Origin of the sequence: Kibdelosporangium persicum, assembly GCF_013280595.1 — a bacterium.
GTDB lineage: Bacteria > Actinomycetota > Actinomycetes > Mycobacteriales > Pseudonocardiaceae > Kibdelosporangium > Kibdelosporangium persicum.
The window spans coordinates 727,707-743,161 of sequence record NZ_JAAATY010000001.1 but is presented as its reverse complement, the minus strand read 5'-3'; the positions used below and the strand labels follow the sequence as shown (position 1 = coordinate 743,161).

14 protein-coding genes are annotated in these 15,455 nt (G+C 68.4%); 3 read left to right on the top strand and 11 right to left on the bottom strand.

The window, feature by feature from the left end; all coding sequences use genetic code 11:
• Positions 1–535: 535 nt before the first annotated feature.
• On the bottom strand, positions 536–1,564 hold the full coding sequence (locus GC106_RS03390; RefSeq protein WP_173124169.1) for a LacI family DNA-binding transcriptional regulator: 1,029 nt from the start codon (positions 1,562–1,564) through the stop codon (positions 536–538).
• A gap of 70 nt (positions 1,565–1,634) precedes the next feature.
• Positions 1,635–2,687 carry a GNAT family N-acetyltransferase gene (locus GC106_RS03385; RefSeq protein ID WP_173124167.1) on the bottom strand — a complete coding sequence of 351 codons (1,053 nt, stop codon included), beginning with the start codon at positions 2,685–2,687 and terminating at the stop codon, positions 1,635–1,637.
• Positions 2,688–2,858: 171 nt separating this feature from the next.
• Between GC106_RS03385 and GC106_RS03380 the strand changes: the two genes are divergently transcribed.
• A complete protein-coding gene (locus GC106_RS03380) occupies positions 2,859–3,326 on the top strand; it encodes a hypothetical protein (RefSeq protein WP_173124165.1) in 468 nt (155 codons plus the stop codon).
• Positions 3,327–3,510: 184 nt separating this feature from the next.
• Here GC106_RS03380 and GC106_RS03375 read toward each other — a convergent pair whose 3' ends face one another.
• The 7 genes from GC106_RS03375 to GC106_RS03345 all read right to left on the bottom strand — a co-directional run bounded on the left by GC106_RS03375 (position 3,511) and on the right by GC106_RS03345 (position 10,085).
• Positions 3,511–4,002 (bottom strand): Pvc16 family protein, encoded by a 492-nt coding sequence (locus GC106_RS03375; protein WP_173124163.1) that lies wholly within the window; start codon positions 4,000–4,002, stop codon positions 3,511–3,513.
• A gap of 142 nt (positions 4,003–4,144) precedes the next feature.
• A complete protein-coding gene (locus GC106_RS03370; protein WP_173124161.1) occupies positions 4,145–4,777 on the bottom strand; it encodes a response regulator transcription factor in 633 nt (210 codons plus the stop codon).
• A 272-nt stretch (positions 4,778–5,049) separates the two neighbouring features.
• Entirely contained in the window at positions 5,050–5,691 is a 642-nt protein-coding gene (locus GC106_RS03365; RefSeq protein WP_173124159.1) for a response regulator, read from the bottom strand.
• A gap of 5 nt (positions 5,692–5,696) precedes the next feature.
• Positions 5,697–7,958, bottom strand: a complete 2,262-nt coding sequence (locus GC106_RS47495) for a histidine kinase (protein WP_173124157.1) — start codon at positions 7,956–7,958, stop codon at positions 5,697–5,699.
• A 40-nt stretch (positions 7,959–7,998) separates the two neighbouring features.
• Positions 7,999–8,631 (bottom strand): hypothetical protein, encoded by a 633-nt coding sequence (locus GC106_RS03355; RefSeq protein WP_173124155.1) that lies wholly within the window; start codon positions 8,629–8,631, stop codon positions 7,999–8,001.
• On the bottom strand, positions 8,628–9,362 hold the full coding sequence (locus GC106_RS03350; RefSeq protein WP_173124154.1) for a hypothetical protein: 735 nt from the start codon (positions 9,360–9,362) through the stop codon (positions 8,628–8,630). The genes GC106_RS03355 and GC106_RS03350 overlap by 4 nt, the downstream gene beginning before the upstream one ends.
• A gap of 54 nt (positions 9,363–9,416) precedes the next feature.
• The gene (locus GC106_RS03345) at positions 9,417–10,085 is read right to left on the bottom strand and encodes a TetR/AcrR family transcriptional regulator (protein WP_173124152.1); all 669 of its coding nucleotides are present in this window, start codon (positions 10,083–10,085) and stop codon (positions 9,417–9,419) included.
• 46 nt (positions 10,086–10,131) lie between these two features.
• Here GC106_RS03345 and GC106_RS03340 point away from each other — a divergent pair, with 46 nt between their 5' ends.
• Both GC106_RS03340 and GC106_RS03335 read left to right on the top strand, forming a co-directional pair.
• On the top strand, positions 10,132–11,265 hold the full coding sequence (locus tag GC106_RS03340) for an acyl-CoA dehydrogenase family protein (protein WP_173124150.1): 1,134 nt from the start codon (positions 10,132–10,134) through the stop codon (positions 11,263–11,265).
• 33 nt (positions 11,266–11,298) lie between these two features.
• Complete coding sequence (locus GC106_RS03335; protein WP_173124148.1) at positions 11,299–13,896, top strand: tetratricopeptide repeat protein; 2,598 nt, start codon at positions 11,299–11,301, stop codon at positions 13,894–13,896.
• Here the strand turns inward: GC106_RS03335 and GC106_RS03330 are convergent.
• Both GC106_RS03330 and GC106_RS03325 read right to left on the bottom strand, forming a co-directional pair.
• On the bottom strand, positions 13,871–15,100 hold the full coding sequence (locus tag GC106_RS03330) for a glycosyltransferase family 4 protein (protein WP_173124146.1): 1,230 nt from the start codon (positions 15,098–15,100) through the stop codon (positions 13,871–13,873). The genes GC106_RS03335 and GC106_RS03330 overlap by 26 nt on opposite strands.
• Positions 15,101–15,112: 12 nt before the next feature.
• Positions 15,113–15,454, bottom strand: coding sequence for a hypothetical protein (locus GC106_RS03325; protein ID WP_173124144.1), 342 nt, complete (start codon positions 15,452–15,454; stop codon positions 15,113–15,115).
• Position 15,455 lies beyond the last annotated feature (1 nt).

Below are 15,455 nucleotides of genomic sequence, written 5' to 3'. Positions count from 1 at the left end.
CCCTGTCCCCGTGCTTGACACGGGCCCCGTTCCACGCGAGGGTGAGAGCGCTCTCATGGAGCGGCGGCGTCACTCGGATCGGACCGCCGCCACCGTGAGCCCGGCTCCGGAGCACATCGAGGTGATGTTCCGGTGCAAGCGCCGGGGGATGCCGGGCGCGGCGGCTCGACATCCCCCGGCGCGTCTTTCCCGGGGGCAGGGACACGGCGGCAGTACCCGGGAGGAGTACTGCCGCCGAACCATTTCGCGTGGCCCGCATGCCGCGATCGCCCGTTCGTCCTGGACTTCGCGAGCGTGTGGCAGGCAGGCGACAAGGTCGCCTACTCGGCCACGCTCCGCGCCGGACGGCGTCGACCAGCACCTGAAGCTGTTGGAGGACAGGCATTCGACCAACGGCGTGGAGCACCTGCGTTACGGCGTCAAGAAGCAGCGACACCCACGGCTGTGGACAACTCGGGCTGACGCGCACAGAACTGTCAGACCCCGTCGGTAGACTGGAAATCGGGGGGCCGAGGGCCGCGCCCGGCAACCCGCGTCAGGCGGATTCGCGGTGAACCAGTTGCACCGGCAGGACTTCCCGCCTCCGGACCGAGCCGCCGTCGATCAGCACCGTCAGGTTGGCGATCATCTTGCGGACCTGATCGGCCAGGTCCTGGCGGATCGTGGTCAACGGAGGATCGGCGTGCGGCGCGATCATCGGGTTGTCGTCGAAACCAACGACCGCAACGTCATCCGGCACACGGCGGCCCGCCTCGCGCAGTGCTTGCAGGCAACCGACGGCCATCAGGTCGTTGGCGGCGAACACGCCGTCGAGCTTGGGCACGCGGTGCAGGAGCATGTTCATCGCGTGATACCCGCCCTCGCGGGTGTAGTCGCCGGATTCGGTCAGCAACGTCAGCTCGTCGTCGCCCGCGCCCGTCGCACGGATCCAACCCGCGAGGCGGTCGCGTGCCGACAGTTCGTCGTCTGGTCCCGTTACGGACACAACGGTCTTACGGCCCATGTTGAGCAGGTGCTCGGTGGCCAGGTAGCCGCCGCTCTCGTTGTCGTTGTCCACGGTGTAGAGGCCGCGTAGCGATCCCCACGGCCGTCCGCCGAACACACACGGCAGGTGCAGCTTCCGCACCGTCGCGGGCAACGGGTCGTCCTGGTGAGGCGTGAAAAGCAGCGCTCCGTCGACGTGGCCGCCACGCAGGAAGCGTTCGGCGCGGCCGTGGGCGCCTTCGCCCAGGCCGAGCATCAGCACGAGCTGGGTGTCGATCCGGGCCAGTTCGCTGGCCGCCGCCCGGACCAGGGCGCCGAAGTGGGGGTCGTCGAACACCTTCGCCTGCGGCTCGGAGACCAGCATGGCGATCGCGCCGGTGCGTCTGGTCACTAGGGTGCGCGCGGCCTGGTTGGGTTGGTAGCCCAGTTGCAGCGCGGCGGCCGTGACCGCTTCGTGTGCCTCCGGGCTGACTCGCGGTGAGGAGTTGAGCACGCGTGACGCCGTCGCCCGGGAAACGCCTGCGACCGCGGCGACATCCTCCAGGGTCGGGCGTGCACCAGCGAGTGGTCGACCGGCCACGTGTTTTCCTCCCACAGTCCGCACCTAGCAGCCAGGGTAGCCTGGTGCGGCCCGGACTCCATGGAGGCGGTCAGCGCGTCCTGATCTCCTCGGAAGCGCTCTCACCCACCCGCAGCCCGAGGCGGACCATCCCCTGCTCCTGCCGGACCGACAGCGGGATGCCCGCGCGCACGGCGGCCCGTTCGAAACCGGACTCGCCCGGCAGGCACCAGGCGACCAGTTCACGATGCCCTTCCGCCCGTGCCGTCGCGGCCAGCCTGCGCAGCAGCGCCGTGCCGACTCCCTTGTGCTGCCAGGAGTCCTCGATCAGCAGCGACACCTCGGCCTCCTCCGGCCGGGCGGTCCGGATCAGCTGACCGATCCCGATCACCTCACGGCCGCACACCGCCAGCAACGTCCGGCCGCGCGGCGGGGTCAGCAGGCGGTACAGCAGCCTGCGCGGCAACGTGCGCACGCCGGAGTGGTAGCGGGCGAACAACGTCCGCGCGGAGCAACGAGCGTGCAGTTCGGACACCGAGTCCAGATCGGAGACATCGCCCCGCCGCAGCACGATGCCCGCGCCGTCCGAGGTGATCACGGCCGTCGGCGGGTCCGCGTCGGCGGAGGTCTGCCTGAACATCGCCGTGAACGCCGCCGCCCTGGCCAGTTCGACGTCCGTGAACGGCGCCCAGCCCCGCCGGGCGGCCACGGTCGCGCCGTCGCCGAGGTCCACGATCACGCGGTGCCCGCCGTCCAGCACGTCACCGGGCGCGCCGTGCTCGAAGCTCACCGAATCGGCTCCGAGCAACACGCGCAACGCCTCGGGCGCGGCGTACGGGTCCTCGATCGCGAGAGCGGCCGCACGCAGTGCCGCGGTCGGCGGGTCGACGAGGTCACGCACGTCGGCGTGGGTGATGCCCAGGCACCGGCCGCCTTCCGCGCGGATCTCCCTGACCAGTTCGGCGGGCGGCACGTCCGGAGCGGCCTGCACGACCAGTTCGTCCACCACACCGGACGGCACCGGCAGGATGGACAACGCCAGGACGTTGCAGTCGCGGGCGGCCAGCCGGGTGGTGATCCGTGCCAGCACACCCGGGGAGTCGTCGAGTTCGACGCGCAGCCGCCACGTGTGGGTTTCGGTCATGCGCCCCAGGCTCGTCCCCGCGTGTTTCGGCGGTGTTTCCCCGGTGTAATTGCTGCTCCTGAGCGGAAAAGTCACACCAGGCGCCCGATGGGCTGCCCTTTCGGTCACCTACGAAGGTACCTCCAGGCCCTAACGTGACGACGCCTCGTTTTTCGCGCGCTAGGGGTGGTCATGCCCGTCCGGTACACGCTGCCCGATACCCCGATCGCGGCCGCGTCGGCCGACATCGGGCATGTGGCGGTGGACCTCGCGCTCACCCTCTGCGGGCATGTCATGGTGACGTCCGCGTCCGGCGACGACGTACGGCCGGTGCTCAACCGGATCAGCGAAGGCGTGTTCATCAGCGGCCTGGGCACCGAGGCGCCCAGCGTCACCTGTCCGGCGAAGCACCGGTTCACGCAGGTCGAGTGCACTTTCATGGAGCCGGCGACGATGGTGTTCAGCGGCGTCAGCGTGATCGACTTCGGGCAGGACGGCGTGGACGTGATCGGCGACGTCGAGTACTCGCTGGCGGTCACCGTCACCCCGCACAACCGCGAGCCGGAGCCCCAGGCCGACGCGGCCCAGTGGTTCTCCCGCAACGGCGGCACGCTGGCGTCGATCGGCGCGATAGTGCTGATCGGCAACGGCGTTGACTAGGCCGTGTATCAAAGCCCCGTTCGCGATAGCCGGGCCGGATGCGGCCCCTGGCGCCACTGCGGAACGCCCAAAGACAACCAGTATTCGCGGCGTTCCCGCGGCGACGCCAGGAACCACCCCACCGAGCCGACTCCGGCCTCCGGCCGGGGCAGCCTCTCATCGAACGGGGACATCGATACACGGCCTAAGGCGTCTCCCACACCCGCCGAGGGCCTTTGCGTGGTGTTGCCGGCTCGGGCAGCATCGGCACGCTGACGTTCATCACGAACGCGGCCCGCGCGGGCATCCCCAGGCTGGTCCACAGCGACCCCGGCCCGGTGTTGGCGATCTTGAGGTAGACGGGCTGCTTGGTCACCGCGAGCGAGGAGGACATGCAGTCCTCCGGAAGCGTGCCGGAGAACATCGCGGTGCGCAGCGCCCGGTCGAGCAGCCGGTGCTCCTCGTGGATCTTCTCGGCACGGGCGGTGACCAGGTAGGAGAGCTCACAGCGGCGGATCGGTTCGCCCTGCGGCGGCGCCCCGGTGTCGTCCTGCAGGCCGAAGAGGAACAGGTCGATGGTGTTCGACGGCCGTTCGGTCTGCCAGGTGGGCTTCGGCGGATCCAGCCGGACGACCGTGCCCTCCGGCATCTGCCTGCCGAACAGCTTGCACAGCGCGTCGTCCACTTCTGTGATCACACCTTCGAGTGTCCAGTCCGGGACAGGCCGGCCCAAGGGGTGAGCGCCCGCCTGAAAGGGTGCTCCGGGGTGCCCGAAGAGGCGACGGCCGCGCGCACGAAAAAGCCCCGCCGCGGGCGGGGCTTTTCGTGCCGGATCGAGGTCAGATCAGGCCTTCGCGCAACGCGTATGCGACCGCGTGCGACCGGTTGCGCAACTGGAACCGGTTGGTCACGTCGTGCAGGATGCTCTTCACCGTGCGCTGCGAGTAGCACAGCTGGTCAGCGATTTCCTTTGTGGACAGTCCATTCGCGACGAGCTTGAGCACCTCGGTCTCCCGGTTGGTGATCCCGGCCAGGTGCAGCCCGCGCGGCTCCAGCACGTGCCGCTGCAGCCGGGAGACCCGGTTGAGCAGGCGGCCGAGCAGGTCCGGCGGCAGTGCGCCCTCACCGGCGGCCGCGGCCTTCACCAGGCGCACCAGCACGTCCGGCGTGGTCTCCGAGCGCCGGGCGACCGCGCAGACGCCGCCTTCGACCGCCGTGAGGATCTCGGTGTCCTCCAGCTCGCCCGCGATCAGCACGATCCGGGTGAAGCCACGGACCTGCAGCGTGCGCAGCAACTGGCTGCCGCGTTCGTCGAACCGGTCGGTGACGACCAGCGCGACGGCCTCTGGCGTGGCGGAGTCCTCGTCCACGAGCCAGATCTCCGGCCGGGTGCGCAGTGCCATGTGCACGCCGTTCTGGAGGATCGGATCGGTGGCCCGGACGACGACAGGAGTGCGACGCTGCTCGTGCATGTTCTTCATCTCTCCCCGGTGAAGTGACGAACGTCCCCAGTTCCCGTCCGGCACATCTTGAACTATCGAGTGCCCACAGCCTGCCCGAAGGGGCGTCCCGGCCACATGGGACCGATGTCCTGTTGTTGCCCGACCGGGCACCGTCTTCGCGGGGAACTTTCCGGGCACGGATACCCAGGCGGGCAAGGAAAACCGGAAAACGAGACCAGCTCGTTACCGCAAACCGGTAACGAGTCCACTGGGGACGGTCGACAGGGCGGAAGGGCGGATGATCAGCCCAGGCCGGCGTTGCGGGCCCGCACGATCGCCTGGGCCCGGTCGGCCACGTGCAGCTTGGTGAAGATGCTGGACACGTGGTTGCGCACGGTCTTCGGGCTCAGCGAGAGGTCACGCGCGATGGTCGCGTTGCTGTGCCCCTCGGCGATCAACGCGAGCACTTCCCGTTCCCTGCTGGTGAGTTCGGGGAACACCGGGTCGGCGGACGGCGGCGGGGTGTTGAAGTACCCGAGCACCCGGGTGGCGATGTCCGGCCCGAAGATCGCCTCGCCGCGGCCGACCCCGTGCACCGCGCGCACGATCTGGTCCTGCCCGGCGCCTTTCAGCAGATAACCGCGGGCGCCCGCGCGCATCGCGGCGAACACCGACTCGCTGTCGTCGAACATGGTCAGCACGAGCACACCGGTGCCCGGCAGTTCGGTGACGATCTGCCGGGTCGCCTCGATACCGCTGATGTCCGGCAGGTGCAGGTCCATCACGACCACGTCGGGCCGCAGCGCCTTGGCCGCGCTGACCGAGTCCAGCCCGGTCGCCGCCTCGCCGACCACCTCGGTCCCGGGGACGTCGGCGAGCACGGTGCACAGCCCGAACCGGAACAGCGGGTGATCGTCAACCACCATGACCCGGAGCGGATCCATCGCCCTTACCCGCCTTCCTTCGGCAGCGGCAACGTCGCGCGCACCTTGGTGCCCCCGCCGTTGGCCGCTGACACGACACAGTCGCCGCCCAGCTCGGTCGCCCGTTCGCGCATTGACCATAGCCCGACGCCGCTCGGCGGCTGCTCGGGCAGCCCGATTCCGTCGTCGACGACCTCTATGTGCAGGTCGTCGTCCACCCACAGGCGGACCGCGCAGGAACGTGCGGCGGCATGACGGGTCACGTTCGTCAGCGCCTCCGACACGATCCGGTACGCGGCGACGTCCACAGTCGCCGGCAGCCTCGGCATGCTTATCGGAACGTCCAACCTGATCGTCACGCCTCGCTCGTCGGCCCTGGTGGAGATCGCCTTGGCGTACGCCCTGATCGCGCCGACCAGGCCGATCCGGTCGAGCTCCGGCGGCCGCAGTCCGTGGGCGAGCCTGCGGATCTCGTTGATCGCGCCGTCCAGTTCCTCCTGCAGTGTGCCGAGCAGTTCGCCTTGGGTGGACGCCTGCCCGATCGCCTTGCGGCACGCGTGCAGCCCCAGCGAGATCGCCGCGAGGGTCGGCCCGACACCGTCGTGCAGATCATGCAGCAACCGCCTGCGTTCCTCCTCACGGGCCTGCACCACGTTGTCCCGGCTGCGCCGCAAGTCCCGGGTCAGCCGGGTGGTGTAGACGGCCGCACCCGCGTGCCGGGCGACTTCCGCCAGGACAACGCGGTCCCGGCGTCCTAGGACTTCCCGGGACGTTCTAGGCGCTACGGCCAATTGGCCTACTTGTTCGCCTTGGTACGAAAGGGGTAACCGGAACAGCTCACCGGTGGGTTCGCCGAACGTGGCCACGCGTTCGTTGGGGGCACCCGCCGAGCCCTGGATCTCGATCGCCACATAGGGCAGCCGTAGCGCGTTGCCGATCGTCTCCACCAACGCGGGCAGGGTCTCATGAGGAGTCCTGGTCTCCTCGAGCCTCGCGGCGAGCGCGGACACCACCCGATACGGGTCGTGGCTGTCGCCGAACAGCCGTTTGTTGATCAGCGTCTGCAACCGGGACCGCAAGGGCTGCACGAGAACCGCCACGCAGGCGGCCGCCGCGGCCTGCTGCCACAGTTCGTCCAACGGAGGGAACAGCAGGGCCAACAGGCTGACCAGGCCGATGTAGAGCCCGATCGTGCCCGCCGACAACGCGCCGTAGACCAGTGATCGGCTGACCACCACTTCGATGTTCAGCGCGCGGTAGCGCAGGATCGCCGCGGCGACGCCGATCGGCACGGGCAGGAACGCCAGCGTGTGCAACTCGCTCGGCAGCAACGTGCGGCCGAGGAAAGCCTCTGGCAGCGCGAAGAACGCGGAGTACAGCAACGCGCCGCCGCCGAGTGACCACACGACCCACCGCATCCTGTTGCGGTCCAGTTCGTCCTGCGCCAGCCGGTACCGGACCACCAGCACGACCACGATCAGCAAGGGATAGCTGTAGAGCACCGGCAACACGGGCGAGGCGAGCAGGCTGAACCGGCCGAGCGGATCGTCGATGAACTGCCAGGCGAACAGCGCCATCAGGCCGTAGAGCACGACCGCGCCCACGTAACCCGCGGTCAGTTGCTTGCGGTAGGTGTTCTTGTTGTACACAGCGGGAAACGCGATCGCCATGTGCAGCGTCGCCGCCCACAGCAGCATGAAGCTGAACTCGCCCGTGTACCACCGCCAGAACTGGCTGCCGGCGACCAGATCGAGCGCTTCCAGTTGGAAGTGCGTCGATCCGCTTGTGGTGATGAAGCTCAGCGCGGAGGTCAGCAGCGCGGCCTGGGCCGCCGGATCGGCGGGCCGGGCGGTGAAGGCCCCGGCGGCGACGATCAGGATCAGCGCCAGGACAAGCAAAGTCGGCCAGTTGCGGCCCACGGCGTCGCTGAGCGGGAACAGTTTCAGCGTTTTGCGAACTTCGACCGTGGTGCCGTCGCGGCGCAGTTCGTACCGCACGACATCGCCGACTTTGGCGTCCGGGCCGCCGATTCCGGTGCTGACCGCGTCGCGGACGGGCATGCCGTTGATCGAGACGACCTCGTCGCCCGCGCGAAACAGCCCATCATCGGTCGTTTTCTGGATGACCACGGCACGGGACGACACCGCCTGATCACCGATGTTGATCACGGTGCCGTCGGATGGGCTGGTCGCCCTGCTCAGCACACACCAGCCGGACGCTGCCAGCAGCGCGAACGCCAGCACCAGGCACGCGGCGGGCACACGCCACGCGCCCGCCAAGTCGGACACAGCCAGATCATTCCGCATGGCCGGCCCGGCGGACGAATGTCTACCCCTTTGGGTCAGTGGGTTGCTGTTCGGCGGGCGTCTGCTCGTCGTACTCGGGCTCCAGCACCCGGACCACCGGGATGCCCATCGGCGGGGTGTCCGGTTCCTGGCCGCGTTTGGCGATCTTCGGCACGAGCATCAGCACGACCGCGGCGACGGCGAGCACCGCGGAGGCCAGCAGCAGCCAGCTGCCCAGCCCGGTCGACGTGGTCGGGGCGAACTCGCTGAAGGTCGGATCGGCCTCCTCTTGGTCGAACACCCGGAAGAACAGGAAGATCTGGATCAGCGAGCCGAGCAGCAGGCCGGTGCCGCCCGTCCCGATCAGCCGGGCCGCGAGCACCGGCGCGTTCGCCGGGTGCTGCCTGGTCGACGTCAGCCCGAGCAGCGCCGCCACCACCACCATCACGACACCGACCACCACGGCGATGCCCACCGGCGGGAACACGTTGGCCGACGAGGCCTGCGAGCCTTCGAGGCCCCACACGGTGACCGAGAGCGCCGGCCGGGACGGGCCCCGGCTCTGTTCGAGCAACGGCATGAAGGTGCCGAAGATCGCGAGGGCACCGGCGAACAGCCACACGCCGGAGCCGATCTGCCGCAGCCGCGCGACCGGCCACGAGGCGGGGTAGGTCACTTCTCGTCTCCCTCGAGCTTGCGGGAGATCGCGCCGGGGTCCGGGGTCTTGGGCGGGTCGATCGCCGTGGTGCGGTCCGGTGCGTCGAGGGGGCTTTCGGACTGCGGACGGCTTTCCGGCTGCCGCGGGGCGTCAGGTTGCTGCACCGGGACACCGTATTTGGGGGTCTCGGGTTCCCATCGTGGTGGTGGCGGTGGCTGCGGGGGCCGCATCGGCCGCGGGGGCGGCGGCATGAACCGCGACTGCTGCTGGTGCTGCATCGGCCTGGCTCGCTCAGCGAGCGCGACACCCAGTCCGATGAGAGCGAGCACAGCGGCGCCGATGAACAGCCATAACCCGAGTTTGGGCGACGGCTCGCCCGCGGCGCTCGGCAACGTGACCGTCCACGTCAACGCCGAGGCCAGGTACATGCCCGAGCCGAACGTGCCCGCCACCACCGGGGCCCAGCGGCGCCGGCTCAGCAGCACGAGCAGGAAGGCCAACAGCAGGAACGCGGCGGCGATCACGATTTCCACGCCGTAGTACGCCGCCTGGTCCTCGACCTGCCTGCCGTCCTGGATCGGGCCCTGTGTCCAGAACCCGGTGCGGAAGCTGGAGCCCTCGCCGAAGTCCTGGACGAGGATGTCGCCGAAGGTCGCGCCCACCCCCAGTCCTGCGGCGACCAGCCAGAGCAGACCCGCGGTCAGGCGCGATACCGGCCGCTTCACGGGCGGCGGGGCGGTGTACGTCATGCCCTCGATCCTGCCACCGCCGCCCCGGGCCGGAAGGAAATTTCCGGCGCGGCGTCATAACCCGGGCGCCGGGATGTCTTTCCAGGGTGCTGGTCGGCCCGAGCGAGGGCCGGGCCGACCAGCCTCGAGCGCGACGGAGGTCGCGATGGCCTTCCACTCGTCGAGCAGGTGTGCCCGCCTGGCCGGGTCGCCGCCGATCATGGCGTCCAGCGCGAGCCCGCGGGTGACGTTCACCGTCAGCCAGTACAGCGTCTCCAACCGCTCCGCCGGCAGGTCCGCGCCCGCTGCCTCGCGGTAGATTTCCAGCGTCGAACGGCCGAGCGCGCGGTCGACGGGCAGCATCGAGCGGCGCAGTTCCTCGTCGGTACGCGCGGCGACCCACAGTTCGAGCGCGGCCGTGGAGAGCTTGCCGGAGAATCCGCGCCACAACAGGTCGATGGCCTCGCCGATGCGTCGCGGGCCTTGCGGCGCGGTGAGCGTGCCCCTGACCTCGTCCCGCAGGCGGCCGGCCAGGTGTTCGACCGCGGCGGCCATCAGTTCGGCCTTGGTGGTGAAGTGGTGCTGCTGCGCGCCGCGGGACAGCCCGGCCCGGCGGCAGATCTCCTGCACTGTGGTGCCCGAGTAGCCGAGGTCGACCAGGCAGTCGATGGTGGCGTCGAGCAGCGCCGCCCGGGTGCGTGCCCGGCGTTCCCGCTGTGTTCGGGGCCTGGCCTCGGTGGACATGCCGCGTACTTTACATGCAGTCCTGCACGCATGTATTTTCGTGAGCATGACATGGCTCGACGAGGACCTGACGGCATTCCGTGAGCTGGCCCGCTCGTTCTGCGAGAAGGAGCTCACCCCGCACCAGGAGCGGTGGGCCGAGGCCAAACAGGTCGACCGCGAGCTGTGGAACAAGGCGGGCTCGGTCGGTCTGCTCTGCCTGAGCATCCCCGAGGAGTACGGCGGCGGTGGCGGCACCTTCGCGCACGAAACCGTTCTGCTGCAAGAACAAGCGCGGGCCGGAGACGACGCGTGGGGTGTGGCTGTCCACAATGGAATCGTCGCGCACTACGTCAACGCGTACGGCACGCAGGAACAGAAACAGCGCTGGCTGCCCAGGATGGCGTCCGGTGAACTGGTCGCGGCGATCGCGATGACCGAGCCGGGCACCGGATCGGACCTGCAGGGCATCAAGACCAAGGCGATCCGCACCGGCGACAGCTACGTGGTGAACGGCTCGAAGACGTTCATCACCAACGGCGCACAGGCCGGGCTGATCATCGTGGCGGCCAAGACGAACCCGGAGGAGAAGGCCGCCGGTGTCTCCCTCGTCGTGGTGGAAACCGAAGGGGCGGAAGGCTTCCGGCGCGGGCGCGTGCTCGACAAGATCGGGATGAAGGGCCAGGACACGTCGGAGCTGTACTTCGACAACGTGACCGTCCCGGCTGAGAACCTGCTCGGTGGTGTGGAAGGCCAGGGTTTCGTCCAGCTGATGCAGCAGCTGCCGCAGGAACGCCTGCTGATCGCGGTGACAGCGGTGGCGGCGATGGACCTCGCCGTGCAGCAGACGTTGCAGTACACCAAGGAGCGCACGGCGTTCGGCCGTCCGATCTTCGGCTTCCAGAACACGAAGTTCACCCTCGCCGACGCGGCGACGGAGGTCGCGGTCAGCAAGGCGTTCCTGGACCAGTGCATCACCCGCCACCTCAAGGGCGAGCTCGACGTGACCGGCGCGGCCATGGCGAAGATGTGGACGACCGAACGCCTCGGCAAGGTCGTGGACAGCTGCCTGCAACTGTTCGGCGGCTACGGCTTCATGACCGAATACCCCATCGCCAAGGCGTGGACCGCCGCCCGGGTGCAGCGCATCTTCGGTGGCACAACGGAGATCATGAAGGAGATCATCGCCCGCACGCTGTAGACGTGAACCGGTCCGGTGCAGTCAGATGGGTCCATGGTGGCGGTGCACCGGACCATTCTGGTTGTCGATGTCGTGGGGTTCGGCGACGGTCGCCGCACGAACACGCATCAACTCGCTGTTCGACGCGGGTTGTATGCCGCTGTCGAGTCGGCCTGCGGAGCAGCGGGCATCCCCTGGGCTGAATGCCACCGGGAAGACCGTGGTGACGGCATCATGGTCATCGTCCCGTCCACCGTGCCGAAGAGCCACTTCGTCGAGGCACTGCCGGGCGAACTGCTGACCGGGCTGCGTGCCCACAACCAAGCACACCCGGATGAAGAGCAGATCCGGCTCCGGATGGCCCTACACGCGGGCGAGATCCACATCGACGAGCACGGCGTGGTCGGCAGAGCGGTCAATCTGGCGTTCCGGCTGCTCGACTGGCACGTGTTCCGCCGTATGCAGAGCCAGTCCGACGCGCTGCTCGCCGTGATCGCTTCCGTCTGGTTCTACGAAGAGGTGATCTGGCACAGCCCAGCCGCGAACTGGTCGGCGTACCAGCAGGTCCGGGTGACGAACAAGGACGTCGACACGGCTGCGTGGATCTTCCTGCCGGACGCGACCGTGCGGCCAGGACCGCCTGCGGCGGACCCTCCTTCGCCAGTGCCACGGCAGCTCCCGGTCGACATGCGTCATTTCGCCGGTCGTGCCAGGGAGATCGACCGGCTGGACGAGCTTGCCGAAAGCTCGGCCGGGGTCATCATGGCGATCGACGGCAGCGCCGGGATCGGCAAGACCACACTGGTGACTCACTGGGCACATCGGGTCAAGGACCGGTTCCCCGACGGCCAGTTGTACGTGAACCTGCGCGGGTTCGACCTGCGTGAACCGATGACCACCGATCAAGCACTGCACGGGTTCTTGCTGGCCTTGGGCGTCGCGGCGCAGGGTGTTCCCGCCGACCTCGACGCGAAGGCCGCGCTCTACCGCAGCCTGCTCGTGCATCAGCGGATGCTGATCGTGCTGGACAACGCGCGCTCCGCTGAGCATGTCCGGCCGCTGTTGCCGGGCGCCGCCCGGTGCATGGTGCTGGTGACCAGCCGTAACCGGCTGGACAGCCTGGTGGTCAGAGAAGGAGCGCACCGGATCGCCCTCGACGGCATGTCGTTCGATGAAAGCCTCGCCTTGCTGGCCGGCCGGATGGGCGGGAGCCGCCTCGACGCCGAGCCCGCGGCCATCAGAGATCTGGTCGACCTGTGCGCGGGGCTTCCCTTGGCACTGAGCATCGCGGTCGCCCGTGTGACGGGGCCGATCAGTGCACTGGTGCGTCAGATCCGGCAGGAGCGGTACAGGCTCGACGCCCTCGATCTGGGCGTTGACATCGATCTCAACCTTCGTGCGGTGTTCTCGTGGTCCTACGAGGTGCTCTCGCCGCACGCGGCACGGTTGTTCCGCATGCTCGGCCTGCATCCGGGACCGAGCATCGATCTGCACGCCTGTTGTGCCATCACCGGTGTGGACCGCAAGGAGACCCGTTCGTTGCTCAACGAACTCGTCCGCACCCACTTGCTCACGGAAGGCCAGGACGGCCGCTTCCGGTTCCACGACCTTCTGCGCGCGTATGCGAACGAACTCGCTGAGGACGACCGGGAACGGCACCACACAGCCGTACGGATGCTTGAGTACTATGTAGACATATCGTTGACCGCCGACCGGTTGATCCAGCCTTTCCAGCAAGCGCGTTTCCCGTCCGCCGGCCACGTGGTCAGCCGGCCCGAACTGACGTCGTACGCTGATGCGATGGCGTGGTTCGTCGCTGAGCACCCGACCCTGCTCGCCATGGTCAGGCTCGCCGCGGACGAGGGAATCGTCGGCCAGTGCTGGAAACTGGCGTGGACGTGCACGGTGTTCCTGCGCCGCAGCGGGTTCTGCGAGGATCGGATCGCCGTGCACCGAATCGCTTGGAACGCCGCCAGGGAACACGGCGACGTCGCCGGGCAGATCACCTCGGGGCGTCATCTCGCGACGGCACTGGCGCGCCTTGGCCGACTCGACCAGGCACTGGCTCAGCTGACACAGGCCATGGGGGTGATCGAGACAGCGGCAGACGACCTGGACCTGGCTCACTATCACCTGTCTTTCGCGCGGATCCACGAAGCCAAGGGGGATCCCGCGACCGCGTTGACCCATGCCCAGCAAGCGTGGGAAGGCGTCCAAGCCATGAATGAACCGCTGCGACGGGCTGACGCGCTCAACGTCATGGGGCGGCAGCTTTCCCTGTTGGGCAACCACGCAGAGGCGTTGCCGGTATGCGAGCGCGCGCTGGCGCTGTACAGCTTGCACGGCAACCGCGAAGGGCAAGCCGAGGTGTTGATGACCATCGGCGACACCCAGCGACAGCTCGGCCGGGTGCACGAGGCTGTCGCGCACTACCGGCAAGCCATCGACCTCGACCGGGATCTCGGCGACCAGTACTGGGAGGCGATCGGCCTCGAACACCTCGCCGACGCGCGGATGGACATCGGCGAAGCCGTCGCCGCTGAGCCGGAGTTGCGCCGAGCCGTGGAAATCCTCGAACAGTTGCGGCACCCGGACACCGACCGCGTGCGAAGCAAGTGGTTCTCGGTCAGAACGCGATCTGCAGGCGGTTGATCAGCGTGGCCACGGTGTCGCTCCACCGCATCTTCGGGTACAGCGCTTCGCGGATCGTGTGCGTGTAGTCGAACCATTGCATTGGTTCGTCCAGAACGCGCTGGATGCGCCGCCGCCATTCCAGGGCGTCCTGCTCCAAGTCGTCGACGACGTCGACGATCATCGCGTCCGCCAGTGGACCGAGGCGGTCGGACAGCGTGTTCGCGACCCCGCTGTTGCGGCTTACGAGAACAGGTGTGCCCGCGGCGATCGATTTCAGCGCGGCAAGGCCGTATCCCTCGTCACGCGAGGGCATGACGCAGAGCACCGAGGCCCGGAGATCGTGATCGAGCTGGTGAACGTCAGTGGTGTACGGAAACACTGTGACTTTTCCTCGTGGCAGCTTCGACAGCTCGACGAGTTCGTCACGGAACTGGTCGGCGCGTTCGTCGTCTTCCGCGCCCCGGATAAGCAGCCTCGGATAAGGACCCATGGTAGGCACTCGTATGCCCGCCAGGGACTGCGCGGCGATGTCGAACCCTTTGGGCTGGATGTGCGTGGCGCGGGCATGCATCAGGACAGTGCGCGTGCCGGGTACGTCCCGCCTGAGGTCGATGTCGACCGGCGGAATGTCCATCCCGGGGTCCAGTTGCAGGATCGGCACCCGGCCGTGTCTGTTGTCGACGAGGTCCTCGGCCTCGATCGCGAGTTTGGGGCCGACCGCCGCGACCACATGGGCGTTGATCGCCCGTAGCACCTTTTCCCTTTCGGCGGTGCGCTTCGACGCGTCGGCTGTCCGTTTGTACGGCTCGTTCGCCGCAGGCGTGTTGTGGATGACGAGGACCTGTACCGCGTCGGTGATGTACCGCTTCACGTAGTTGTCCGCTACCGCGCCGGAGACCATGTCGTGCCCGATCACGACATCAGGCCGCCGGATGATCACCTCTTCGACCGGCACGTTCAGGTTCGGGCCGTCGGCGAGTCGTGGCGCGGCGATCAGATCGACGTTGTGCGACCGGGCATCCCGCACTTCTTCTGGCGTGGCTACCTTGACCAGGCACGTCACCTGGTGGCCGGACCGTGCCGCGGCGATGGCCAGGCAGCGGTTGAACGTCGAGATGCCGCCCTTGCTCGGCGTCCACTCGTCGCAGACCGTCAAGATGGACAGCTTGGGGTGCGCTTCGCCGGTGTCGGCGAGAGTCGGGATTCTCGTCGGGCCGGACATCGTGCTCGCGCGTCAGATGCCGAACCGGGTTCGGTACTTGTCGAGGATCGCGCCGGTTTTGCCTTGCATCCGGTCGCGTGCGCGCGCGGTGACGAGTTCGGCCACCTCGTCAGGGCCGTAGCCCTGGCTGCGCAGCAGGTTGAGCGCGATGCTGATGATGTCCACGGCTTCGTTGGCGGCGCGGGTCTTCTGGCCGTTCCGCCGGTGCAGGTCGAACTCCCTGAACTGCTCGCGGACAGCCACCTCGAAATGACGCAGGGGCTTGGCCTTGATCTCGTCGTCCGACTCGTTCCAGGCGTCCCAGATGTCCTGGAAGGCTCCCAGCCGACTCGCCACCATCGTCCTCACCGTCATC